Here is a 23,613-nt window from a genome sequence, read left to right as displayed (position 1 = left end):
GATCCGCACAAGAGGTCAAGCAATGGTAATTGCCACGGTGAGCGGGCGGGAAATCCACCGGACAGGCAATGGAATGCGCGTTCCCGGAACATGTCTTCGATCGGGATTCCCTCAAATTGCGAACACTCTCCGTGCGGCACAGGCCATGGAAAGCGGCCCAGGTTCCGCCCGTCGCCTGCGAACGGCAACGGGCGGATCCCCCTGGACGCGGGAAGAAACAGATGAGCCCATTCCGTTTGAGACTGTCCGGCTCTCCGCGACGCGCGAGCCGAGCCGGTGCGGGCGCTGAGTGCCACCGCATGAAGGGCGGCGCGTCGGCCCAGGCGCCGGGCGTTCGCCATGCGGAGCCGCCTGAAACGGGTGAGGCTGGTGTTATGCCACGCCACCCCGATGAGGCAGGAGCCGCTCGATGAGCCACAAACACTGCGCCTGGCTGGCTGTCGCCACCGCCGCCATACTCACCGGCACCGGAGCAACGCACTTCGTCGACGCGTCCGCCCAGCGCTCCGCTGCGCGGCCCTCCGTAGCACCCAGCACGGCATCGCCCACCAACGGGCAGATCGCGGCGCTCTTCGACCGATGGAACGCAGCCCTGGCAACGGGCGACGCCCACCGTGTCGCCGACCTGTACGCCCCGGACGCCGTTCTGCTGCCAACCGTGTCCGCCAGGATACGCACCACCCGGGCCGAGATCGTCGACTACTTCCAGCACTTCCTCCAGAACAAGCCCGTCGGCAGGATCCAACGGCGAATCATCAAAGTCCTGAACCGCACCGCCGCCATCGACACCGGCCTGTATCAGTTCACGCTGACCAGCGGAAACGGCCACAAAAGCACGGTCAACGCGCGCTACACCTTCGTCTACGAGCTGCGCGGCGGCCGGTGGCTGATCGTCAACCACCACTCCTCGACCGTGCCAGCGGGAGACTGACGAGACAGCTCCCGGGCAACCGCCACACCCCTCGCGGCGTGCGGCCTCGCTGCCGAACAGGAGAACGCCCAGGAGGAAAAGGCCCATGCCAAGCGACCGCACGGACGGCCTGACCTGTCTGCTGACCGGTGCCACGGGCTATATCGGAGGTCGGCTGGCCCCCGAACTTCTAGCCGAAGGCCACCGGCTGCGTTGTCTGGCCCGTTCCCCGGAAAAGCTGCGCGACCAACCGTGGGTGGGCAGCACCGAGGTGGTCCGGGGCGATGTGACCGATGCCGCGTCAGTCGCCGAGGCGATGTGCGGCGTCGACGTCGCCTACTACCTGGTGCACGCGCTGGGAACCGGCCGTTGCTTCGAGGAGACCGACCGGAACGCCGCGCGCGTCTTCGGGGAGCAGGCCCGTGCCGCGGGAGTGCGGCGGATCGTGTACCTCGGCGGCCTTACTCCCGCGGGTGTCCCCGAGGAACGCCTCTCTCCACATCTGCGGTCCCGCGCCGAGGTCGGACGGATCCTGCTCGGCTCGGGGGTACCGACGGCAGTGCTGCGCGCCGCGGTCATCATCGGGTCCGGATCAGCGTCGTTCGAGATGCTGCGCTACCTGACCGAGCGACTTCCCGTGATGGTGACCCCGAGGTGGGTACACACCCGCATCCAACCGATCGCCGTGCGGGATGTGTTGCGTTGCCTCGTGGGGTGCGCGCGAATGCCGGCGGAGGCGAACCGCGCCTTCGACATCGGCGGCCCCGACATCCTGACCTACCAAGAGATGATGCAACGGTATGCGGTGATCGCCGACCTGCCACGTCGGCTGATCCTTCCCGTGCCGGTGCTGACACCGGGGCTGTCGAGCCACTGGGTCGGTCTGGTCACGCCCGTACCGAGTTCCATCGCCCGCCCGCTCGTGGAGTCGCTGCGGCACGAGGTCATCTGCCACGAAGACGACATCCAGCGGTACGTTCCCAACCCTCCCGGTGCGCCGCTCGGCTTCGACGACGCGGTCGGCCTGGCGCTGCAACGGGTACGCGACGCCCAGGTCGCCACTCGCTGGTCGTCCGCCGCGGTGCCCGGCGCCCCCAGCGACCCGCTGCCCACTGACCCGGACTGGGCCGGTGGCAGCCTCTACACCGACGTCCGTGAGCTGAACGTCGACGCTTCACCGAAGGCGCTGTGGCGCGTCATCGAGGGGGTCGGCGGCGAGAACGGCTGGTACTCCTTCCCTCTCGCGTGGGCGGTACGCGGTTGGTTGGACCGGCTGGTGGGCGGGGTCGGGCTGCGCCGTGGCCGACGCGACGCGGCCCGGCTGAGGGTCGGCGACTCGCTCGACTTCTGGCGGGTGGAGGAAGTCGAACCAGGCCGACTGCTGCGCCTGCGTGCCGAGATGCGGCTGCCGGGTCTGGCCTGGCTGGAGATGTACGCCGGCTGCGACGACGCGGGCCGCACCCTCTACCGGCAGCGAGCGCTGTTCCACCCACGCGGGCTTCTCGGCCACATGTACTGGTGGAGCATCGCACCGTTCCACACCGCGGTGTTCGGCGGAATGGCGCGTAACATCGCGCGCACCGCCGCCAAAGACGGCACAGCCCGTGGGTAGGAAGCCCCGGGTACCCCTCTGGCGGCTCCTCAGCGGCGGGCGGCGAGGGAAATCGGACCGGTTGTTCGTCCTCCATCCAGTCCAGGAGTGGCGTCTTGAACGTCTCAGTTGTGCTGTTCACCTCTGATCTTCGGTTGCACGACCATCCACCGCTGCGCGCGGCGTTGGACTCCGCGCGGGAGATCGTGCCGCTGTTCGTCTGCGATGACGGCATCATCGACATCGGCTTCGCCGTCCCCAACCGTCGGGCGTTCCTCGCGGACTGCCTGGCGGATCTCGACGCGGGGCTGCGCAGGCGCGGCGGTCGCCTCGTGGTACGGCACGGCGATGTCGTGGCGCAGGTGTGCGACGTCGTCACCCAGGCCGATGCCGACGAGGTGCACATGGCTGCCGGGGTCACCAGGTACGCCCAGCGTCGCGAGGAACGACTACGGGAGGCGCTTGAGTCGCGCGGCCGCCACCTGTACAGCCACGACAGCGTGGTCACGGCGGTCGCGCCGGGAGCCGTGACCCCGCAGTCATCGGACCACTTCGCCGTCTTCACGCCCTACCACCGCCACTGGGCGCGGCAGCCGCTGCGTGATGTGTTGGGGGCGCCACGCGTGGTACGGGTACCGGACCATGTGGGTTCGGACGAGATGCCCTCCCGCGACGATGTCCCGGGAGTCGCGGAGCGGCTGCCGTCAGGTGGCGAGACGGAGGCGCGGAAGCGGTTGACGGCATGGCTGCGCGGAGAGTTGGCCCAGTACGCGCGGAACCAGGACGACCTGGCGGGGGATGCCACGTCCCGTCTCTCAGCCCATCTGCACTTCGGGACCGTCTCCGCCGTCGAACTCGTCCACCGCACCCGCCGCGTACGCGGTCCGGGAGCCGATGCGTTCGAACGGCAGCTTGCCTGGCGCGACTTCCACTACCAGGTGCTGGCCGCCCGGCCCCAGGCGGCGACTGTCGACTACCGCCCGCGCAACGATCGTTGGCGGTCGCAGGACGAGGCCGCCCAGGAGATCACCGCGTGGAAGGAGGGCCGCACCGGCTATCCCGTGATCGACGCAGCCATGCGGCAGTTGCGGCACGAAGGCTGGATGCACAACCGTGTTCGCCTGTTGACGGCGAGCTTCCTGACCAAGACGTTGTACGTCGACTGGCGCGTCGGCGCCCGCCACTTCCTCCGGTTCCTGGTGGACGGCGACATCGCCAACAACCAGCTCAACTGGCAGTGGGTGGCCGGGACCGGCACTGACACCAGACCCAACCGGATCTTCAACCCGCTCGCCCAGGCCAAGCGGTACGACCCCGACGGTACGTACGTCCGCCGCTGGCTGCCCGAACTGGCCGGACTCCCCGGGCCCTCCGTCCACGAGCCGTGGAGACTCCCCGCCCACGAGCGCGCCGCGTACGACTACCCCGAGCCCGTCGTTGACCTGTCCGAAGGGCTGGCCCGGTTCAAACACTTCCGAGGACTCGGCTGAGCCGACGACATGGGCGTCCCCACTCCCGAACAACGTGCGGGCCCTGGCGACTACGCTCGGCAGGGCCCGCCCTCCCGAAAGGGGCCTTCGTCAGCGGTGCGTCGGCCGGATGTGTTGCCGCGGAATGTGGAGGGACCGCACGGATCGCGAAGCAGGACGTCGCCGTGCGCCACCATGCTCACTCCGCTGGAGGACCGCGGCGGTTCCAATCACCACTCCGAGCACTGCGCCAAAGACGATGCTGTACCCGCTTCCCGCGGAGAGCGCTGCGAGCGCGGCGCCCAGAACACCGCCCAGTACCCCCGTACAGAGGATGAGCCTGCGGATCTTCACGTCCACGAAGAATCACTCCCTCTCGGCCACAACGACTTCCCACGCCGCACTACTGCGAGCATGGCTGACAGCACGTCACTGGATGAGAACCCGTGCCGGTGCACCGCCGGTGCCGCCCGCATCACCAGCCATCGGCTACCGGAATCTGGCTGGTGCCGTGGACAGTACCCCTGTGCCGCAGGCTCAGCCGCTCAGGCAGGGGCTACCGAGAACCGGCTTGAGCACGCCGACCACGGCGACCCGTGCTTCCACGGCACCCATGACGAACTCCCTTCCATCGGTGCGGTGTGCGTTCACCGACTCCCCTGTCCCAGCCCACCCCGCACATGTGCTGATTCACTCGAAAGACTGCCAACGAGGGGTGGCCGAGACGCAGCACACCTTCGGCTACCGTGCTTGTTGGCCCCGAGGGAGCCGTCGGCGGGAGGTGTTGCCGGCGCCACGGTCGGCAACCGCCCACGCACTTGCGCTGACCCCGGCGATCAGCGGGATGCTCAGCAATATGAATGCCTGCATGAACGGTCCTCCTTGTGCCGGCGATCGGATTCATCACGCTTGCGGTGCCCGGGGGACGCGTGCCCTGGACCCGGCGCATCATCCCTAACTCCCGTAGGTCCGCCGCGGGGCACCGGTTCCGCTGTCGCTGATGTCGAGGTGGGGCGGGCCCAGGTTGACCGCACGAGTGTGTCCCGCCCTCGGAGAGCTCGGTGGCATATCAGCGTGCTCGTCGGGCAGAAACGTCGTAGGCCACCCGGCGGTTTCCCCCGTACGCCGGGTGGCCGTTCCCTTGTCCGCCACGGCCCCGCGGGCAACGGGGCTTGTCCTGCGGCCGCTGGCCGGGTGACATCGACTACCAGCTCACCGTGTGGTCCGCGGAAGTCAGAACAGCCAGCATCACCAGGTCCACCACGCCCAGACCCAGCCCCAGACAGGCACGGGTTCGGTGGCGGGTGCCCCGGATGAGCGCCAGGCCGCCGAGGACGATGGCGAAGGGACCGAACAGCACGTTGAACACCAGGATGCCGACCAACCCGAAGATGAACGACGCGGCGGCCATACTGTTGGCATACTGCCTGGAGGCTGGACGGTCGCGTACGGGAGCGTCGGTGTCCATACTCTCTCCTTGAACTCACGTGGATCCGGGGGTCAGTTACCTCGATCGCCAGCCTGCCGCCTGCGCACGAGGTAGACGGCCAGCCAGCAGGTGATGACGGTCGCGATGGCAACAATGGCGGGCAACGGCAGGTGTACAACCGCGCCCAACAACACACCGAACAGCGTGAGCGCGGCAACGAGGAAGAGCATCTCCATACCCCTCTTCAGTTCTCGGTAGGGATGTGTCGAAAGACGCGCGCACTCTCGCGGTTGCCCGGACGCAGCCACTGGAAACGGGCATGTGTGCGCGGACCGCGTGCCTTTTCTCACATTGCCGCGAAGTCGGCCGTTGTGTCTGGGCCGATTCCCAACCTGCTTGTCCGCGGCGCCCGTTGGGCGCCCGGTCCCCACGGCGCTCCCATTCGCGGGCTAGCGGAAGTCGCTCGGGACGTACGCGTTGGTCCAGTGCGCGTACGCGAGGCGGTCAGCCGCTGTCAGGGCCGGCCCCGTGACGCGGTACTGCCGGTAGAAACGGCGTCCCTGGTCGATCCGCACTCCGCGCACCTGAAGCTCGGCGTTGCGCAGCAGACGGTAACGACCTCCAGCGCAGGTCGGCTGGCAGGTGTTGATGTCCAAGGTCCCCGTGCTGACGGCCACCGGGGCACCCCAGCCCCTCCAACGCAGACCTGTGAGGGCCACGTGGTAGGTCACCTGGAAGGTGCTCGGGCGCACCGAAGCACGCTGGGACAGGTCCTCCAGCCGGATCGTCGGGCCCGAATCCAGCGGCCGCGCGGCCGACAGCACGGCGACGACTGTGAAGGCGAGGATGGAACGCAGCACGGTGCGACCAGGCATGGCTCGTCTCCCTCGGCTGAGGTACCGCCCCTACCGACCGGCAAGGCAGCCCGGAAACACCAGGCTAAGCCACTCCTCCGCTCCTCGCCCGTCGGAAAGTTCCGGCCACCCGATCACCCCCCTGCCTGGCTCAGTTCAAACGGGCCGAGGCGCGCGGCTGAGTGCTCCGAGGCCCTCCTCTAAAGTCGCCCGAGTGATCGAGCCCTTCTACCTGGCCGCGGTCCGGGAGTCGTACGACACCGTCGCAGCCGACTACGTGAAACTGGTCAAGACCCCGGCGGAGCTGGATCCGCTGTCACGCGCGATGCTCGCGGCGTTCGCCGAAGGCGTTCGGACGACTGACCGTGGTCCGGTGGCGGACCTCGGGTGCGGGCCCGGTCACGTCACCGCGTATCTCGCAGATACGGGGGTGTCCGCGTTCGGCATCGATCTGTCCGCGAAGATGATCGAGCTGGCCCGGCAGGACCATCCGAGCCTGAACTTCAAAGTGGGATCGATGACCGCGCTGGCGCTCCAGGACGACGGGCTGGGCGGCATCCTGGCCTACTACTCCACCCACCACACCCCGCCCGAGCTGTTGCCAGTCGTGTTCGCCGAGTTCCATCGCACGCTCGCGCCCGGCGGTCATCTGATGCTGGCCGGTTACGTGGGAGACGACGAGCATCTACGCCCGACCCATGCGTACGGCGGCCATCCGGTGTCCTACGAGTCCCATCTGCTGCCGCCAGACCGGATCGTCAAGCTGCTGACCCGGGCCGGTCTCACCGTCACCGCACAACTGGTGCAGGAGCCCGAAGTAGGAGCGAAGAGGAGGATCGGTACGTTTCTGGCTCACAAACCACAACGGCCTTGAGCACAAACGCGGTTCCAAACGCCCAACGGGTTACGTCACCAATTGAGGGTCGAGCATTGCTCTCCTCACTGTCATGGCTTGCCTGCCGACAAGGAGTTGACGGCCCAAGGCGTATTCAGGTCTTCTGATTCGATGTCTGACCTCCGCATCGAGCAGCCGGACAGTGACGCCGAGTTCGAAGACTGGCGGTATGTCCACAACGTGATCATTCCCACCCACACCTTGTCCATGGACGAGGTAAGGGAACGCGCCCAGCGCAACCACCTTGAAGTCGCGTATCTAGGGGCAATACCGGTGACTTTGGCCGGTCTGGGTCGTTGGATGTGGTGTGCCAAGGCCCGGACAGGTGAAGTCATCCGCGACGGAGCGGTTGTCGGATCGCATCGCGCTCGGTGTGCTCACACGTGCCTTCCCGCCGGAGTTGGTCGATGAGGTGATCGCTGAATGCGGGCGGGTCGAGCAGCGTCGTCGGCTTCTGCCCGCGCGGGTGGTGTTGTACTTCGTACTCGCGATGTGCCTGTTTTCGGGACAGGGCTATGAGGAGGTCGCGCGCCTGCTCACCTGCGGGCTCCAAGACGAGCGGCGGTGGGAGGGGACGTGGCGGGTGCCATCGACGGGGGCGATCGGCCGGGCCCGGCTGCGGTTGGGATCCGAACCATTGAAGGTGCTGTTCGCGCGGGTGTGCCGGCCGGTGGCCACCGAGGCGACCGTCGGGGCCTGGTACCGGCGCTGGCGGCTGGTCGCAGTGGATGGCACCACCTTCGACGTGCCCGACACCGAGGCCAACGACGCCTATTTCGGCCGTCCGGGATCCTCGCGCGGGCAGAAGCGGGGGGCGTTTCCGCAGGCGCGGGTGGCTGCGCTGGTCGAGTGCGGCACCCATGCGGTCTTCGCCGCTGAAGCCGGTCCGCTGGCCGTGCACGAAACCGCGTTGGCCCGGTGCCTGTTCGACCATCTGGCTGCAGGAATGCTGGTGCTGGCCGACCGGGGTTTCGTGGGGTTCGACCTGTGGCGGGCTGCCACCGCAACCGGCGCCGACCTGCTGTGGCGGGTGAAGAACAGCGCGGTCCTGCCGGTCGTGCGGACGCTTGGCGACGGCTCGTACCTGTCGCAGATCGTCGCCGCCCGGGACAAGAACCGCCGCGCGGACCCGATCACCGTCCGGGTCATCGAGTACACCCTTGGCCCCGCCGCCGACGGCACGGTCTACCGGCTGATCACCACCATCTTGGACCCGAAGGCCGCACCGGCAGCCGAGTTGGCCGCACTGTATGCCCAGCGGTGGGAGATCGAGACCACGCTGGATGAGATCAAGACCCACCAGGGCGGTCCCCGCCTTGTCTTGCGTTCCCAACACCCGACAGGCGTCGAGCAGGAGATCTTCGCGTTCCTGCTGATCCACCACGCGCTACGCGACTTGATGCACCAGGCCGCGCGGGATGAAGGCTGCGATCCCGACCGGATCTCCTTCACTCGCACCCTTCGCGTCGTCCGCCGCCACGTCACCGGCCAGGCGGCGCTTTCCCCCCTCCCGACTCGCCCGGGCACTGACCCAGAGCCTGTCTGAGGTCTGTGAACGACTGCTGCCACCGCGACGGTTGCGGTCCAACCCCCGCGTGATCAAACGCAAGATGGCCAACTGGAAACTCAAACGCCCCGAGCACATCAACCCGCCACGACCCCACACGCCGACCGTCACGACCGTCGAGCCCACCAAGACCACACCAAGCCGCCGAAAAGATCACTAAGTCACCGGTATTGTATCTAGGGGATGCCCTGGTGGGCTGTAGTACCGTCCGCCCGCCGACGGCGGACACAACGATCGCCACCGTGATAGCCCGTGTGCTGGCTGACTACCGCGGCCGCGGTTTCGGCGAGGAACTCTATGCACGGGGATTGCGACGAGCACGAGAGCTTGGCGCGGAAGCAGTCGAAACTGTGGTCCTGTCCTCCAACGTGGACGGGCTGCGGTTCGCGCAAAAGCATGGGTTCTTCGAGGTGGAGCGCTACCTGCTGCCCGGGGAGACCATCCCCTGGATCAGCTTGCGGCTTTCCTGACCCGGCCGGGGGCTTTCGGAACCCGGCCTCGTCCAACGCCGGTGCGCGGCTGGTCAGGCAGCAACGGCCCTGCCCAACAGGCTTGGTGGCCTGGGTCCTTGTCACTCGTGCCCGAGTGAGGTCAGGTTGGGTCCATGAACGATCTCATCGGGATCCGCGACATAGCGGACCAGTACGGTTTGGCGTTGTCAACCCTGCACTACTGGGAACGCCGTGGGCTGATCACCGCGCACCGGCGGTCCGGGCAGCGCTACTACGACGCGGACCAGCGGTACCGCATCGCGCTGATTCGACTGTGGCAGTCGACCGGCCTGATGAGCCTGGACGAGATCGACTCCGTACTCCGCGGGCGGACCAGTACCAGCGACTGGCGTGAGATCGTCACCGATCGCATCACGGCGATCGACAACCAACTGGAGCAGCTGCGTACTGCCCGTGGCTACCTCAACCACCTGCTGTCCTGCCCCCGCGACAACCCCGCGGCGGAATGTCCTGAGCTACGCCGAGAGATCGCTGGGAACGGGAGCTCGGTCAGCCACACGGCACACGGTGTTGCACTCAACTTGGGTTGAGCCGCTGCAATGGGCGCCACGTCCCATCCCTACGACGAGGAGTGTCCATGACCGAGAACGTCAAGACCCAACACGACTGGCAGTCACCCGAATACGTCGAGCAGTGGACCAACTACGTCGCTTCCGACGGGGAACGTCGCCAACTCCGACTGCGGCGCGCCGCGTCACTGCTGCCGCTGGCGGACTCGCCCCACCCGCGGGTCCTCGACTTGGGGGGCGGCTACGGTGAGTTCAGTCGGCAAGTGCTCGCCGAGTACCCGGAAGCCGGTGTGTGTCTCCAGGACTACTCCGCCCCGATGCTCGACCGGGCCACGAGCGTACTTGCCGAATTCGGCCCGCGAGTGGTCTATCGACGCTGTGACCTGCGTGACTCTACGTGGATCGAGCAGGTTGAAGGGCCGTTCGATGCGGTGGTGTCTTCGCTCACGACGCACAATCTGGGTGATCCGGACGCCGTTCGCCGGGTATACGGTCAGGTGCACTCGCTGCTGCGTCCTGGTGGCTGGTTCTTCAACCTGGACCTGGTGCTGGATGTGGTGATGTCATCGTCACGCACTCCACTTGCCGCACTCTACGCCCGGGGTTCCGGCCACCCCCACGGCGCTCACGTCCACGAGGACGCACCCGGCGGAGCGCGGTTCGCCGAACTCACGCTGGAAGGTAATCTGGCCTGGCTGCGCGAAGCGGGATTCGACGAAGTCGACTGCGTGTACAAGGAGTTCGACCAGGTCTTCCTCGCCGCGCATCGGCGCAACTGAGCGGCTGCCGTCGCTTCCAGCGGACTCCTCATCCGCCACGTGGGGAACACAGGCGCGGCCCCGCCCCTGGCGGCGAGCTCCCGAACCGACCGGTCAAGCGCCCGTACCACCGCGTTGGAACAGGGCCGCCCACAGGAAGTGCTCGCCGAAACACTCGGAGTCGGGAGGCTCGTCGCGCATCCGACGAAGTTCGATCTCCGTGAGATCGGCGAAGATCCAGCGCAGGGCATCCCGTGAATAGCCGAGTCCCCCGTGCAGGCAGAACTCGCGGTAGAGGTCGATGTCGGCCAGTTCGCAACCCATCGTCCCCGCCGCGAAGCAGGTGAGGGCGAGATGGCCACCGGGTGCGAGGGAGCGATCCAGTAGGGCGCGGTAGCTGATGCGTCGATGCGGCGGCAGGTGGTGGAAGCAGCCCGAGTCGACGATCAGGTCGTACGGGCCGGTCAGCTCGCCGGTCAGCGCGAAGGCATCGCCGCAGTGGTAGCCGATGTCGACTCCGGCTTCACGGGCGCGCTCCTCGGCCCATTCGATGGCTGTGGGAGAGAGGTCGACAGCGTCCACCTGGAAGCCACGGGATGCCAGGTGGACGGCGTTGCGGCCTGGGCCGCAGCCCAGATCCAGGGCGCGGCCCGGGGCGATCAGGCCTCGGTCCAGGTACGACACCAGGCTTTCGTCCGGCTTCGCCACGAAGAACGGCACCGGCCTGGAACGGTCTGCGTAGAAGTCGTCCCACCAGGTCGCGGCGCCGTCCGTCCAACGGTCGGTTGCCGGTACGAACAGGCTGTCCAGGAGCTTGAGCAGGTCATCCACCGAGCGGACGTCACGGTCCATGAGTTCCCCCTCAACGATGAGTGAGATCGTACGGTCGAATGCTGCTCAATCCCAGCTCAGAGCGGCGGGCGCGATTGGCTGAGCTGGCGCTGGGGGCGGCTGCGCGAGGGTCGGAGGGAGTCACCTCCGACCATGTGCACCCGTTCGCCGGTGCTCCGGCCAGGGGCCGTTGTGGAGACGTTACGGGCGGGGCTCAAGTGACTTTCTGGCCCAAGCTGGATCAGGTGCCGCCAGTGCGCGACAGCCGCGTCATCGGGCGACCGGTCAAGTGCAAGCGCGTTGCCGGTGGTTGCGGCCATCCCGTACGGCAGGCGGAGCAGGTCGTCGGCGTCGCGCTGGACGGCACTCGTCGGGCCACCCCACGTCGATGGCGGCGTCCGCCCGGCTCAGCAAGGGGAGTTCGGCGGCCCAGTGGCCGCCGAAGCTCAGGCCGAGAAAGCAGACCGGTCGGCGGTACCGCTCACGAGGCGCCCTCCCCAGCCGGGGTGCCCGGCGGCGACCGTGCGCAGGGTCCTTGCACGGCATCGTTGTTGCGAGGGCGCCTTCGCGGTGCGCAGGTCCGACGGGATTCAGCCTCCCTCTCGTGGCTCAGACGCGGAAGGCCGCGACGTAGCGGCGCGGATCGCGTCCCAGGTCCGTCTCCCAGCGCCGCGCGCACTGCTCGGCGAAGGTCTCCCCCGTGTCCAACACCTCGTCGAGTGGATCGAGGTAGTCCAGGGCCTTGGGACGTTCCAGCCCCGCCTCCACCCGCGCCCGCAACCCCGCCCGCGCCAACCGCACCAGTTCACGGGCGAGTTCGTCCATCCGATCCCCGCCCAGCATGGTGTGCAGCCCTTCGACCGGCAGCCTGAGCATCGCCGTGCGTTGCTCCTCCACGCTGTACTGCCGCAGTAGTTCCCATGCCGCATCGCGGGACGGCGGGTGGTAGCTGAGCCCCACCCACAGCGCGGGGACGGCGGGGATGTGTTGGTACGGGGGGCCGTCCGCCGCGCGGAGTTCCAGGGTGCGCCTGGCCCTGACGTGCGTCCAGGTCTGCGTCATGTGGGAGACCCAGTGCGCGAAGGTCGGCATCGAGCCGTCCTCGAAGCCCCGCTCCAGGATCGTGGCGAACGGCCGGTCGGGGGCGGGCTGGTACCGACCGTCCGGCCCCAGGTAGTAGATCATGGGAAGACGCAACGCCCAGTCGATGATGTGATCGGCGCCCACGTCACCGCGCAGGGCCGGGCCCATCACACCGCAGCGCTGGGGGTCCGTCCACAGCCAGTCATGGGACCGGTGTGACAGCAGCCCGGTCAACCGGCCGTTCTGCAAAGGGGAGTTGACGAACAGCGCGGCGACCACCGGTGAGGCCGCCGCCTGCATCCGGAGCTTTCGGGTGAAGTCCTCGTGGGAGAGGAAGTCCAGATGTACCTGTGTGCACAGCGACATCGACAGGATCTTCGGGGCGTCACGACCCGCGTCGCCGATGCGGGCGAAGAAGTCGCGCATGACCCTGCCGCGGCTCATGGGCACCCAGGGGATTCTGTCGATCTGGTCGAACGGCAGGTAGGCGCCGGGCAACAGGGCCCAGCCGAAGCGTTTGACGATCTCCGACAGGCGCTCAAGGGCGGCCCGTGCGTCGTCCACCACCGTGACCAGGTCGGCTGCCGGGGCGGAGGAGTACTCCACCTGGCCGCCGTGTTCGAGGCCGATCAGGACATCGTCCGACAGTTTCACGCCGATCAGCTCTCCGGCGTCGTGCTGCGCCTCCCCGCCCCACTCGGCGATCAGTGTCTCAAGGATGGCCTTGACGCCGTTCCTTCCCGTGTACGGGGCGGCGAGTCCGGTCTCAGGGTCGACGATGCCGCTTTCGATCTCAAGCCCGATCCTCTCCGAAGGGGCGGCCGACGGGGCGAACAGCGATCTGAGCTCGTCGCGCTGTAGCCGGGTGGTGTTCACAAGCAGGTCTCCTTACCTCCTCGCCGACGGCTGCGCCCGCCCCGTACGCCGCGCCCGCCCGGTGGGCGGGCCGGTCCAGCAAGCCGACCGGGGAAGTCGAAGCTCTCGTCGGACCTGTGCACCTCGCGTCGTCTCGTTGTCAGCGTGGATCAGTACGCCATCACGGGCAACCAGGCCGCACCGGGGTGGGGGTTTCCCGGACACGCGCGGCATCGGTGCCCGTGCGATGTCGCCTGGATCCGTCGTCCCACGACCGCGCCTGTCAGGGAACCTTGACAAGCAGCCGCGTCAGGCTAACCTGACAGCATGGCTGATGAGGACACACCGGCCACGCTGGCCGGGAAAGTCACCAACAAGGACCCCGCCGTGGGGCTGCAGGCCGTGGTAGCGCTGCGCCGCCTGCTGGAGGAACTGGAACGTCTGCACGTCGACAACGCCCGTGATCAGGGCTGGACATGGCAGAGCATCGCGACGGCGCTACAGGTCAGTCGGCAGACGGTGCACGAGAAGCACGCGGGCAGGCGCAAGGCCATGGGCAAGGAGGACTGAGGTGTTCGAGTACTTCACCGACCACGCCAAGCGGGCTGTGGTGGCGTCGCAGGACGAGGCGCTTGCCTTCCGGCATGACTTCATCGGCACGGAGCACATGCTGCTCGGACTGGCGGGCACCGACGAGAGCACGGCCCATGAGGTACTGGCTGAGCACGGCGTCCACGTGTCACGGGCGCGGGACGAGACCGTACGGCTTTGGGAGGAAGCGGGAGTCGTCGGCACCGGTGGCCAGGCCGCCAAGGACGCGCTCTCCTCGATCGGTATCGACGTCGAGGAGATCCGGAGGCAGGCGGACAGTACCTTCGGCACGGGCGCGTTCCAGTACCCCCGGCCCGCCTACACAGCGCGGGCCAAGAAGGCACTGGAACTCTCGGTGCGCGAGGCGCGAGCGCTGGGCCACGAAGACATCGGCACCGAGCACGTGCTGCTCGGCCTCCTCGCAGAGGGAGAGGGCCTCGCCATCAAGGTGCTGACCGCACTCGAAGTCGACGTCGCCGCGCTGCGCCAGACGATTCTCAGCCGGGTGGCACCGCAGGCTTCGTAGAACGGCGCGGCTGAGCGTCAACTCACCATTTGACCAAGGCCGTTGCGTCGTTCCCTGAGCCGGTGGGAGGCACTGAGCACTCACTGCCTCCCACCGCGCTCGCTTCTTACGCGTTCGTCATGCCGAAGCCTGGGCGGAGCCGCGGTGCAGTGCCGTGAGGACCGACTGATGGGTGATCCAGCCGACCAGCCGAGTGCGGCCGTCGTCAAGGACGGGAAGTCCCGCGCCGTCGGCGGACACCAGGGCGTCGAGCGCGGCCGACAGATCGGTGCCGATAGTGACGGGGTGGGGAAGGTGGGCGATGGCGGCGACGGTGGTGGCGTCGTGGGCGCCGTCGGCCAGGGTCTCCGCGGCGGTACGGGCGGTGGCGGCGCCCAGATATGTGCCGTCGGCGGCGATGACGGGCAGGATGCCGTGCGGTGAGCGGGTGAGCGCGGCAGCGGCCTCGGCCAACGGCAGCATTTCGTTGAGGAGTTCGGGGACCGCTTCCATCACCGTCCCGACCGGGACGCCGGCCAGGGGTGCGGTGGGCGGGGTGTGGTCGAGGTCGATGCCGCGGCGGCGCAACTTCAGTGTGTAGATGGTGTCCCGGGACAGCATCCGGCTGGTTCCGGTGGCCAGGACGATGGCGGTCATCAGGGGCAGGATGATCGAGTATTCGCCGGTCAGCTCGAACATGATGATCACGGCGGTGATCGGAGCCCGGGCGGCTCCGGCGAAGACCGCGCCCATGCCGATCAGCCCGTACGCCCCGACCGGACCGGTCACGCCGGGGGCAAGATGGTGGGCGGCGGTGCCGTAGGCGGCACCGAGCATCGCGCCCATGAACAGCGACGGCGCGAAGACACCGCCGGAGCCGCCGATGCCGATGGTCAGGCTGGTGGCGACGATCTTTCCGACGAGCAGCAGGAGGAGGAAGCCGATGACGTACTTGCCGTCCACGGCATTCTCCAGGACGGGGTAACCGACCCCGTACATCTGCGGCAGTACCAGCAGCAGAGCGCCCAACAGCACACCGCCGACCGCCGGGCGGGCCCACTCCGGGCCGCGCCAGGCGAAGTCACAGGCGTCCTCGATCCAGTACAGGACGCGGGTGAAGCCGACGCCGACCGCTCCGGCCAGCACCCCCAGCGCGGCGAACAGCAGGTACTCGGAGAGGTGTTGGACGGAGAAGGCGGGCAGGTGCAGGAACGGAGTGTTGCCGAAGGCGGCCCGGCCTATGACGCTCGCGGTGACCGAGGCGAGGACCACCATGCCGAAGGACTCGGCGGTGAAGTCCCGCAGGATCAGCTCCATCGCGAAGAACACTCCGGCCAGCGGCGCGTTGAACGTCGCCGCGATGCCGCCCGCCGCGCCACAGGCCACCAGCACCTTCATCCGGTCCTCGGCGACCTTCACCACCCGGCCCAGCGTCGAGCCCAGCGCGGAACCGATCTGGACGATCGGCCCCTCACGACCCACCGAACCGCCACCGCCGATACACAAGGCCGAGGCCAGTGACTTCACGACCGCCACCTGAGGTGCGATCCGCCCACCGCGGCGCGCGACCGCGTACATCACCTCGGGCACCCCGTGCCCGCGGGCCTCGCGGGCGAACCGGTGCACCAGCGGGCCGTAGGCCAGACCGGCGAGCACCGGGGCGAGCAGTACGAACCACGGACCCAGCCACGGTGCATGCGGGTTGGCGGCGTGCCCGGCGGCGGCGTAGTCGGAGTGGCCGGACAGCAGCGAGGTGAACGTCTTGATCAGCCAGCGGAAGGCGATCGCGCCGAGGCCCGCACCGGCCCCCACCAGCAAGGCAAGGACCAGTAGCCCACCTTTGGCTTCCCGTAGCAGGGCTACGGCGGCGGGCAGGCCGCGCGGCACGGCGGGCGCGTCACGAGGCTGCGGGTGGGCGGGGTCAGCGGTCAGCTCCGGTCCGTTCATCATTTTTGCATTATGCAATATGAACCTTTGTCGTGTGCAAGAGCGCGCCACCTTGTGCGAGGCCGAGCGGCTCGGAAGCGTTGCGGAAGAGGTAGAAAGGAGCACATGTCGAAGCGCGCGCCGATCACGGACTCCTCCCCGCCCCCTGCCGACAGCCAGCAAGGGGCGGCCGAGAGCGCGGACGAGGTGGTCACCGCCGTGCTGACCGCCTCGCGGTTGCTGGTGGCGGTCTCCGCGCGGTCGTTGGCTTCGGTCGAGGAGACCTTGACTCTTCCCCAGTTCCGGATGCTGGTGATCCTGGACAGCCGCGGGGCGATGAACATCTCCCGGCTCGGCGAACACCTCGACGTCATCCCGTCCACCGCGATGCGCATGGTGGACCGGCTGGTAGCCGCAGGCATGCTGGAGCGCGAGGCCAGTCCCGCCAACCGACGCGAGGTCTTCATCGATCTCACCGATGCCGGACGTCGAGTGGTGCGCGAGGCCACCGAGCGGCGGCGGGCCGAGATCGCCCGCATCGTCGCCGCCATGCCGCCCGCCCAGCGCACGGGCCTCGTGGCGGCACTGCAGGCGTTCACGGAGGCGGGCGGCGAACCGACCGCCCACGAGCGGCCCGGCGTCGGAAGCGCCTGGTGAGCCTCAGGGTGCGGTGAAGTCGCGTCGCACCGCCCGGCTCTCTGGTCGCATCAGCCACACCGTTAACCCGCTGCTACGGCTGGACTTGCGGCACAACCGCACGGCATCGACACGAGATGCGTGCCTTACCGGCGCGTGCCACGCTGATCTCGGTGGAGACGCCTCCCACACGCCACCTCACCGAGGAGTGAGACCGAAATGGCAAACAGGGATCGCGACCCTTACAGCGATGCGGACTTCATAGAGGACATGACCGAGGAGACACTCGCGTCCCAAGAGCAGGAGCGCCAGCTGCGCCAGCGCCAGCAGGAGCAGCAGCGCGCCCGGCAGACGGACGATGACGGCACCTATTTCGACCAGGACGACTTGGACGACCTTCAGTAAGCGTGGCTTTCCCCCTGACCTGACGACGCACCGCGCAAGCCGCGCCGACCGGACGGCACGTGGCAGTTGCTGCCGCGCGACGGAGGCCGGTCATCCCTTGGGGGGAATCGCGGTTGGAGAGACGTTCCGTTTGCCGACGGGACTGGCAGGATCCCCCAGCAGTTGTCACGAGCCGAGGGGTGCCGCGGGTGAACAGGGTTGCGGGGATGGGGCGTTGGTGCGTCCGCGTGACGGTGGGCATCGCCACGTCGGGGGCACTGGTGGCGGGCGCGCCGTCCGCGTTCGCGGGGGGCGCGGGGTGCAACGACAGGACGTGTCTCAGCGTCGACGGCCGCGGTCTTCATGTCGCTGCGGTGAGCGCGTCCACCACGTGGGGTGGTGACTTCACCGGCCACTTCCACATCTACGGTGGCGGGCTCAACGCCAACAGCCCGACGGGGTTCTGGGGTTACCACCAGAAGTACACCGTGCCCGTGGGGCGTGACCTGCCCAACCACGCGGTGGTCTGCGCCGAGGGGTGGGAGCACAGCGGCAGCGGACCACAACTACGCGGCCGTGCCTGCGAGGAGGTCCGGTCCTGACGCCCCCACGCTCGGGGCGGCCCGATCGGTGAGTTGGCCACCGCCGTCCGGGCATGTCTGATTGGCTATCAGAAGGGGCGCGGCAGGCGCGTCCTGCGCGAAGGGACTGCGATGACGGAATCAGGAAACGAGCGGACCAACCCTGCGGCCCGGTTGGGGTTCGAGCACGGGCAGGTCGTCCAGGAGATCGGGTACGACGACGACGTCGACCACGACCTGCGCGAGGGGATCGAGTCCATCATCGGCCGGGAACTGGTCGACGAGGACTACGACGACGTTGCCGACGTGGTGCTGTTGTGGTTCCGGGACGAGGACGGAGACCTCACCGACGCCCTGGTGGACGCCCTGGGCCTGCTCGAGGAGGGTGGCATGATCTGGCTGTTCACTCCGAAGACGGGACGCGACGGCTACATCGAGCCCAGCGACATCAGCGACGGCGCCCAGACCTCGGGCCTCTCCCAGACCAAGTCCATCAGCGTCGGCAAGGACTGGTCGGGCACCCGTCTCGCCAGCCCCAAGCGGTAGTGGTCGCAGCCCCTGGCCACGTTGCCCTCACTCTGGCGAAGTCGCCGCGACGGCGGCCTCGAAGGAGAACAGGCGGTCCACCCCCGTCAGCCCGGACAGGGCGAGGCGGCGGTCCGGGTCGCCGGGTTCGTCGGCGCCGGGGAAGTGGATCACTTCTCGGGCGCCGAGTCGTGTGAGGTGGTCCATCGCCGAGCCGTACAGGCCGGGATCAGGGAAGCGGGCGAAGTGGTCGCCGAGGCCATGACCAGCTCGCCGATCGACGGCACCGCGTGCTGTGGTGTGTCAACGTCTCCTCGTATCCGACTGGCAGCGGAACCGGCAGCGTGAGCGCGGGGGCTGATTCGCATGCGTACGGCCTGCGCTGTCCCAGACGTTCGATGGCGTCGCGCGACAGGCAACAGGCCTCGGCCCGAGCCGCGGGGCCGCGCTGGAGGAGCCAGAACAACTCGCCGATACCCGCGGGGTCATCTTGCGCATGTCGCGGAGGTCCACTATCGATGCCAGCGGCACTCTTGTCCTCAGGGACGCCGTCGACGAACTGGGCAGGCGTGGGATCAGGTCATCGCTTCTGGCATCAGGGACGACCAGCTACGGGTACTGGACGCGCTCGGCGCTGTCGGCCAACTCCCCGCGCATACCCGTCTGTTCACCGTCTGGTCCGGGGTACCACGCGCTGCCCGCGACCGCGTGGACGACGCGGGTGCGCGCCGGGCCCCGACAAACCCGGCGGACCGCGTCGTCGAAGTGGCGTCCTCGTGGCAAGCCCGTCCGCGGCAACTCCGCGCAACGAAAGGGCATGTGAGACACGTATGACGATCCAGTGGCGTTACACCAACCGGGATGATCTGGGCATCCTGTCGCTGTCCGGCTACCTGGGCGCCGAGGCGGTCGCCCGTTTCGCGGGGGCGGTGGGATGGGCGCTGGCGCGCGGTGCCGGGCCGGTGATCCTGGACCTCACCGCGTTGCACGGCTGGTCGCCCGCCGGTCAGGTCGCCGTGCTCGACGCCGCCCGCCGCCTCGCCGCGCACGACCGGCCGCTGGAGCTGGCCGCCATCCCCGCCGACGGGTCGATCGTGCCAGCCGGTGAGCAGCCGCCCATCGCCGTGCACTGCGACCTGGCCACCGCGCTCACCGCTCACCAGCCCTTGAGTGCCGAAAGGCGACAGGAGTGGCGTACCGCCGACTGGGTCGAGGAGGGCGCACCGCCGGTGGCCTGATCCGGGCCGCGAGGCGCACGCCAACGGTTCGCGCCCCCACGCCGTCACCGCACGCGGCGCCGTGCGCCCCGAGAACGGCGGCCGCGCCCCGCGCCGCACGTCAACGCTCGTGTGGCGGGCACCTACACGGTGGCGGAGACGGGCGCCTGTTCAGGGACGAGTGGATGCGCTGTGCCGTGTGCCGCTACGTGGATCGTCTGGTCGGTGGGCGGTGGGGCGTCGGCGCTCGTGTAGGCGATGAGGGGGGTGGGAAGTTCGTGGCGGGCGGCGGGGTCCAGTTCGAGGCGGTAGTCGTGGCCGCGGAAGCCGGCGTTGATGATGCGGGCCTCGATGGTGTGCGGGCCGGAGGCGGCGGACAGCCGGAGTTGCTGGGGGCGCAGCAGTACGACGGCGTCTTCGGTGCCGTTGGAAGCGCCGTCGGTGAGCGGTAGTTCGCCGAACGCGGTGATGGCGTGGTCGGCGGCGAGTTTGGCGGGGATCAGGTTGGCCTCGCCGAGGGTGCGGGCCACGCCGGTGTCGGCGGGCCGGTGGTAGAGGGCGTGCGGGGCGTCGGCCTGGACGATTCGGCCGTCCCGCATCACGGCGATGACGTCGGCGAAGGCAAGGGCCTCGTCCACGTCGTGGGTGACCAGGACGGCGGTGGCGCCCGCGCGGCGCAGTGTGGTGGCGACCTCGGTGCGCAGTTCCGTGCGCAGGGCGGCGTCCAGTGCGGCGAACGGCTCGTCCAGTAGCAGCAGTTCCGGCCTTGGGGCCAGTGCGCGGGCGAGCGCGATGCGTTGCTGCTGGCCGCCGGAGAGCTGGTGGGGGTGCCGGTCGGCTAGACCGTTCAGGCCGACGAGGTCGAGCATCTCGGCCACCCGCTCCCGGCGTTCGGCGCGGGGCAGCCCGAAGCCGACGTTGGCGGCGACGGTCAGATGCGGGAAGAGGGCGCCGTCCTGCGGTACGTAGCCGATGCGCCGACGTTCGGCGGGGATCTGGGTGCGGTCGTCGTTGAGGGTGCGCTCCCCCACCGTGACCTTGCCGCTGACCGGCTGGTGGAAGCCCGCGATGATCCGCAGCAGGGTGCTCTTGCCGCATCCGGAGGGCCCCAGTACGCAGGCCAGCGCGCCGTTGGGGACGGTCAGTTCGAGGTCGCGCAGCACGGTGGTGTGACCGTGCGCCGCGTGCAGCTTGCTGATCGACAGGCCGCTCATCTCACGCCTTTCGGGTTCGCGGGGTGCCGAGGGTGCGGCGGGTGAGCAGCACGACGGCCGGGATGGACAGGGCGGTCATCACGGCGGCGTACGGAGCGGCGGCGCCCCAGGACAGATCGGTGGTGTAGGCCCAGAACTGGGTGGCCAGCGTCTCGGTCCCGGTCGGGCGCAGCAGCAGCGTGGCGGTCAGTTCGGTGCTGGCGGTGAGCGCGACCATGGCGAAGGCGGCGCCGAGGCCGGGCAGGATCAGCGGCAGCGTCACCCGGGCCAGTACCGCCAGCGGACGCACGCCCAGGGAGCGGGCGGCGTCCTCGACACCGTGCGGCACCTGGGTGAGTGAGGCGCGTACCGCGGTCAGCGCCAGCGGGAAGAACAGCACCGCGTATCCGGCGACCAGCATCGGGGGCTGCTGGTAGACGGCCGGTGCGTAGCGGATCGCGAAGAAGACCACGGCCAGCGCCACCGCGATGCCGGGCAGCGCCCTGGTCAGGTAGACGGCACGTTCCACGGCCCGGGCCAGTCGGGTGGCCCGCCGCCAGGCGTAGAGCGCCACCGGCACCGCGGCGGCGGTGGCAGCGGTCGCCGCGGCCAGCGCGTAGCCCAGCGTCGCGGCGGTGGCCGACAGGATGGAAGTCGACGGCAGGGTGGAGGAGTTGCCGCGCGCCGTCCAGTAGACGAGCGCGTACACCGGCACCCCGAGCGTCACCGCGACGACCGCGGCCAGTGCCGCGGTCGCGGGTGCCTTCCAGTGGCCGAGCGGCTGCGGGGCGCAGGGGCGTGCGGTGCCGCCCTCGCGCACCACGCGGCCACGGCGTGCGGAGCGCGCGTCGAGGGCCACCACCAGCAGCGCCAGGGCGACCAGGACAAGGGTCAGTACGCTGGCGGACTCGGTGTCGAAGGCCGTCTCGTACTCGGTGTAGATGGCGGTGGCGAAGGTGGTGAACCGGAGCATCGCGAATGCGCCGTACTCGCCGAGCAGATAGAGCGACACCAGCAGCGCGCCCCCGGCCAGCGCGGGCCTGGTCTGCGGCAGCGTGACGCGCCACAGGGTCGCCAACCGGCCGTGTCCCAGGCTGCGCGCCACCTCCTCGGCGGCGGCGTCGCTGCGCCGCAGCGTGGCGGCCACCGGCAGGAACACCAGTGGGTACAGCGAGGAGGTCATCACCAGTGCCGCGCCCCAGTAGCCCTGTACCGACGGGAACAGCGAGACCCAGCAGTAGCCGTGCACGAACTCCGGTACGGCCAGCGGCATCGCCAGTGCCACGGTCCAGACGCGGCGGCCGGGGAGGTCGGTGCGCTCCACCAAGTAGGCGGCGCCGAAGCCCACTACCAGCGTGGCGGCGGTGACCAGCGCCGTCAGTGAGACGGTGTGCCACAACAGGGTGGCGATCAGCGGGCGTTGCAGCAGACGGGTTGCCGTGGCCCAGCCGGACTGCCCGGCCTGGAGGCCGAGGAACAGCAACGGGCAGGCGACCAGCAGCGCGACCAGCCCGGCCACCGCAGGCAGCACGCGGCCGGCCGGCCACCGGAACACCGGTGGCCGGCTCGGCCGCGTCAGTGAACGCGGGATGCTCACGACAACAGGCCCACGCTCTGCAGCAGTTGCAGTGCCTGCTTGCCGTCACCGAGGTCGCTGGCCGGGACCACCGCACCGGCGTCCTTGAGCGGGCGGCTGACCTTGGTGTTCTGCACCCCGGCGGCCAGCGGGTACTCGTAGCTGTGCGAGGTGGCGATGATCTGCTGGGCGGGCTTGCTGGTCAGATACACCAGGAACGCCTGGGCGGCGGCCTGGTGTTTGCTGTTTGCCAGGATCCCGGCGCCGGAGACGTCCACCATCGAGCCGGGGTCGCCCTGCTTGAAGTAGGCCAGCGCGCTGTGGATGCCGGACGCGCCCTGCTCGTCCCGCAGCCGGTACCAGTAGTAGTGGTCGATGACGCCGCCCTCGACCTCGCCGCGGTTGATGGCGGCGACCAGGTCCTCGTTGCTGGCATAGACCTTACTGTTGGCTTTCAGGCCCTCCAGCCAGGACTTGGTGGCGGCCTCGCCGTCGGCCTTGATCATCCTGGTGACGATCGGGGAGAAGTCGGTCTCGCTTGGTGCGACGCCCAGTTTGCCCTTCCAGGCCGCCGAGGCCAGGTCCTTCACCGAGGAGGGGGCCTGTGCGGCGGACAGCTTGCCGGTGTTGAAGGCGAACACCGCCTCGCGGGCGGAGACGCCCACCCAGTCTCCCTTGGCCGAGCTGTCGCCGGATGGTACGGCGGCCAGCGTGCTGGAGTCGGCCTTGGTCAGCAGGCCCTTTTCCTCCAGCGTGGTCAGCGCGGGCGGGTTCTCCGCGAAGAACACGTCCGCCGGTGAGGCGGCGCCCTCCTGGAGGATCTGGTTGGCCAACTCGGCCTCGTCGCCGGAGCGGACGTTGACCTTCACGCCGGTGCGCGACTCGAAGCCCTTCACCAGCGCGTCCACGGTCTGCTGGTGCTGGCCGCTGTACAGGGTTATCGACTGGCCCTTGAGCGACCCGCCCGACGCGGACGAGGAGTTGCCCGGCGTCTTCGAACCGCCGCATCCGGTCAGCACCAGCGCCGACGCGGCGGCTGTCGCCAGTACCGCCGTGGTCCGGCGCACGGACCGTGGAACTACGACAGACATGGGCCCTCCGAAGTGAGACGCAAACGAGCCGTCGACCGACGGAACCCGCCTGGGTCTGCGCCGCGGCCCCAACCGCTTTCACGGACTTTCCCGCCCGCCCGGCACACACCCGACCAATGAAGCAA

24 protein-coding genes and 1 pseudogene are annotated in these 23,613 nt (G+C 69.0%); 15 read left to right on the top strand and 10 right to left on the bottom strand.

The window, feature by feature from the left end; translation table 11 throughout:
- Nucleotides 1-409 precede the first annotated feature (409 nt).
- From P3G67_RS02615 to P3G67_RS02605, 3 genes are all read left to right on the top strand, one after another.
- Nucleotides 410-931 carry an SgcJ/EcaC family oxidoreductase gene (locus P3G67_RS02615; RefSeq protein ID WP_276091981.1) on the top strand — a complete coding sequence of 174 codons (522 nt, stop codon included), beginning with the start codon at nucleotides 410-412 and terminating at the stop codon, nucleotides 929-931.
- A gap of 85 nt (nucleotides 932-1,016) precedes the next feature.
- Entirely contained in the window at nucleotides 1,017-2,522 is a 1,506-nt protein-coding gene (locus tag P3G67_RS02610; protein ID WP_276091980.1) for an SDR family oxidoreductase, read from the top strand.
- Nucleotides 2,523-2,617: 95 nt separating this feature from the next.
- The gene (locus P3G67_RS02605) at nucleotides 2,618-3,991 is read left to right on the top strand and encodes a cryptochrome/photolyase family protein (RefSeq protein WP_276091979.1); all 1,374 of its coding nucleotides are present in this window, start codon (nucleotides 2,618-2,620) and stop codon (nucleotides 3,989-3,991) included.
- A gap of 1,183 nt (nucleotides 3,992-5,174) precedes the next feature.
- Here P3G67_RS02605 and P3G67_RS02600 read toward each other — a convergent pair.
- The 3 genes from P3G67_RS02600 to P3G67_RS02590 form a co-directional block, all read right to left on the bottom strand.
- Nucleotides 5,175-5,438 carry a DUF4190 domain-containing protein gene (locus P3G67_RS02600; RefSeq protein ID WP_276091978.1) on the bottom strand — a complete coding sequence of 88 codons (264 nt, stop codon included), beginning with the start codon at nucleotides 5,436-5,438 and terminating at the stop codon, nucleotides 5,175-5,177.
- 32 nt (nucleotides 5,439-5,470) lie between these two features.
- On the bottom strand, nucleotides 5,471-5,635 hold the full coding sequence (locus P3G67_RS02595; protein ID WP_276092065.1) for a hypothetical protein: 165 nt from the start codon (nucleotides 5,633-5,635) through the stop codon (nucleotides 5,471-5,473).
- Nucleotides 5,636-5,848: 213 nt separating this feature from the next.
- Nucleotides 5,849-6,274: a hypothetical protein gene (locus P3G67_RS02590; protein ID WP_276091977.1), complete on the bottom strand. Its 426-nt coding sequence runs from the start codon at nucleotides 6,272-6,274 to the stop codon at nucleotides 5,849-5,851.
- 193 nt (nucleotides 6,275-6,467) lie between these two features.
- On the opposite strand from P3G67_RS02590, the gene P3G67_RS02585 reads away from it, so the two are divergent.
- The 5 genes and pseudogenes from P3G67_RS02585 to P3G67_RS02565 all read left to right on the top strand — a co-directional run bounded on the left by P3G67_RS02585 (nucleotide 6,468) and on the right by P3G67_RS02565 (nucleotide 10,515).
- The gene (locus P3G67_RS02585; protein ID WP_276091976.1) at nucleotides 6,468-7,127 is read left to right on the top strand and encodes a class I SAM-dependent methyltransferase; all 660 of its coding nucleotides are present in this window, start codon (nucleotides 6,468-6,470) and stop codon (nucleotides 7,125-7,127) included.
- A gap of 328 nt (nucleotides 7,128-7,455) precedes the next feature.
- The gene (locus P3G67_RS02580; RefSeq protein WP_276091975.1) at nucleotides 7,456-8,694 is read left to right on the top strand and encodes an IS4 family transposase; all 1,239 of its coding nucleotides are present in this window, start codon (nucleotides 7,456-7,458) and stop codon (nucleotides 8,692-8,694) included.
- Nucleotides 8,695-8,882: 188 nt separating this feature from the next.
- Nucleotides 8,883-9,185, top strand: a pseudogene (locus P3G67_RS02575) (GNAT family N-acetyltransferase); the annotation flags it as partial.
- A 134-nt stretch (nucleotides 9,186-9,319) separates the two neighbouring features.
- Entirely contained in the window at nucleotides 9,320-9,757 is a 438-nt protein-coding gene (locus P3G67_RS02570; protein WP_276091974.1) for a MerR family transcriptional regulator, read from the top strand.
- Between the two features lie 47 nt (nucleotides 9,758-9,804).
- Nucleotides 9,805-10,515 carry a class I SAM-dependent methyltransferase gene (locus P3G67_RS02565; protein WP_276091973.1) on the top strand — a complete coding sequence of 237 codons (711 nt, stop codon included), beginning with the start codon at nucleotides 9,805-9,807 and terminating at the stop codon, nucleotides 10,513-10,515.
- A 93-nt stretch (nucleotides 10,516-10,608) separates the two neighbouring features.
- Here P3G67_RS02565 and P3G67_RS02560 read toward each other — a convergent pair whose 3' ends face one another.
- Both P3G67_RS02560 and P3G67_RS02555 read right to left on the bottom strand, forming a co-directional pair.
- Nucleotides 10,609-11,346, bottom strand: a complete 738-nt coding sequence (locus P3G67_RS02560) for a class I SAM-dependent methyltransferase (RefSeq protein ID WP_276091972.1) — start codon at nucleotides 11,344-11,346, stop codon at nucleotides 10,609-10,611.
- Between the two features lie 588 nt (nucleotides 11,347-11,934).
- The gene (locus tag P3G67_RS02555; protein ID WP_276091971.1) at nucleotides 11,935-13,284 is read right to left on the bottom strand and encodes a glutamate-cysteine ligase family protein; all 1,350 of its coding nucleotides are present in this window, start codon (nucleotides 13,282-13,284) and stop codon (nucleotides 11,935-11,937) included.
- A gap of 306 nt (nucleotides 13,285-13,590) precedes the next feature.
- Here P3G67_RS02555 and P3G67_RS02550 point away from each other — a divergent pair, with 306 nt between their 5' ends.
- Together P3G67_RS02550 and P3G67_RS02540 are read left to right on the top strand one after the other, a co-directional pair.
- Nucleotides 13,591-13,833 (top strand): helix-turn-helix domain-containing protein, encoded by a 243-nt coding sequence (locus tag P3G67_RS02550; RefSeq protein ID WP_269859152.1) that lies wholly within the window; start codon nucleotides 13,591-13,593, stop codon nucleotides 13,831-13,833.
- A gap of 1 nt (nucleotide 13,834) precedes the next feature.
- The gene (locus P3G67_RS02540; protein ID WP_391858165.1) at nucleotides 13,835-14,380 is read left to right on the top strand and encodes a Clp protease N-terminal domain-containing protein; all 546 of its coding nucleotides are present in this window, start codon (nucleotides 13,835-13,837) and stop codon (nucleotides 14,378-14,380) included.
- Between the two features lie 117 nt (nucleotides 14,381-14,497).
- Here the strand turns inward: P3G67_RS02540 and P3G67_RS02535 are convergent, their stop codons facing one another.
- Nucleotides 14,498-16,189, bottom strand: coding sequence for a chloride channel protein (locus tag P3G67_RS02535; RefSeq protein WP_276092058.1), 1,692 nt, complete (start codon nucleotides 16,187-16,189; stop codon nucleotides 14,498-14,500).
- Between the two features lie 222 nt (nucleotides 16,190-16,411).
- On the opposite strand from P3G67_RS02535, the gene P3G67_RS02530 reads away from it, so the two are divergent.
- The 4 genes from P3G67_RS02530 (at nucleotide 16,412) to P3G67_RS02515 (ending at nucleotide 18,432) form a co-directional block, all read left to right on the top strand.
- Nucleotides 16,412-16,942, top strand: a complete 531-nt coding sequence (locus P3G67_RS02530) for a MarR family winged helix-turn-helix transcriptional regulator (RefSeq protein ID WP_269859151.1) — start codon at nucleotides 16,412-16,414, stop codon at nucleotides 16,940-16,942.
- Nucleotides 16,943-17,140: 198 nt separating this feature from the next.
- Nucleotides 17,141-17,326 carry a hypothetical protein gene (locus tag P3G67_RS02525; protein WP_269859150.1) on the top strand — a complete coding sequence of 62 codons (186 nt, stop codon included), beginning with the start codon at nucleotides 17,141-17,143 and terminating at the stop codon, nucleotides 17,324-17,326.
- Nucleotides 17,327-17,532: 206 nt separating this feature from the next.
- Entirely contained in the window at nucleotides 17,533-17,907 is a 375-nt protein-coding gene (locus P3G67_RS02520) for a hypothetical protein (RefSeq protein WP_276091970.1), read from the top strand.
- A 111-nt stretch (nucleotides 17,908-18,018) separates the two neighbouring features.
- On the top strand, nucleotides 18,019-18,432 hold the full coding sequence (locus tag P3G67_RS02515; RefSeq protein WP_269859148.1) for a DUF3052 domain-containing protein: 414 nt from the start codon (nucleotides 18,019-18,021) through the stop codon (nucleotides 18,430-18,432).
- Nucleotides 18,433-18,459: 27 nt separating this feature from the next.
- Here P3G67_RS02515 and P3G67_RS02510 read toward each other — a convergent pair whose 3' ends face one another.
- Nucleotides 18,460-18,618, bottom strand: coding sequence for a hypothetical protein (locus P3G67_RS02510; protein ID WP_276091969.1), 159 nt, complete (start codon nucleotides 18,616-18,618; stop codon nucleotides 18,460-18,462).
- Nucleotides 18,619-19,241: 623 nt separating this feature from the next.
- Between P3G67_RS02510 and P3G67_RS02505 the strand changes: the two genes are divergently transcribed.
- Nucleotides 19,242-19,649 carry an STAS domain-containing protein gene (locus P3G67_RS02505; protein ID WP_269859147.1) on the top strand — a complete coding sequence of 136 codons (408 nt, stop codon included), beginning with the start codon at nucleotides 19,242-19,244 and terminating at the stop codon, nucleotides 19,647-19,649.
- A gap of 122 nt (nucleotides 19,650-19,771) precedes the next feature.
- Here P3G67_RS02505 and P3G67_RS02500 read toward each other — a convergent pair whose 3' ends face one another.
- The 3 genes from P3G67_RS02500 to P3G67_RS02490 form a co-directional block, all read right to left on the bottom strand.
- Entirely contained in the window at nucleotides 19,772-20,842 is a 1,071-nt protein-coding gene (locus P3G67_RS02500; RefSeq protein WP_276091968.1) for an ABC transporter ATP-binding protein, read from the bottom strand.
- Nucleotide 20,843: 1 nt separating this feature from the next.
- The gene (locus tag P3G67_RS02495; protein WP_276091967.1) at nucleotides 20,844-22,340 is read right to left on the bottom strand and encodes an ABC transporter permease; all 1,497 of its coding nucleotides are present in this window, start codon (nucleotides 22,338-22,340) and stop codon (nucleotides 20,844-20,846) included.
- Nucleotides 22,341-22,414: 74 nt separating this feature from the next.
- The gene (locus tag P3G67_RS02490; RefSeq protein WP_276091966.1) at nucleotides 22,415-23,488 is read right to left on the bottom strand and encodes an iron ABC transporter substrate-binding protein; all 1,074 of its coding nucleotides are present in this window, start codon (nucleotides 23,486-23,488) and stop codon (nucleotides 22,415-22,417) included.
- Between the last annotated feature and the right edge of the window lie 125 nt (nucleotides 23,489-23,613).

This window comes from Streptomyces silvisoli, assembly GCF_029269905.1.
Classification (GTDB): Bacteria; Actinomycetota; Actinomycetes; order Streptomycetales; family Streptomycetaceae; genus Streptantibioticus_A; species Streptantibioticus_A silvisoli_A.
Note: the sequence above shows the minus strand (reverse complement) of the source record. Positions and strands in the feature narration are given on the sequence as shown.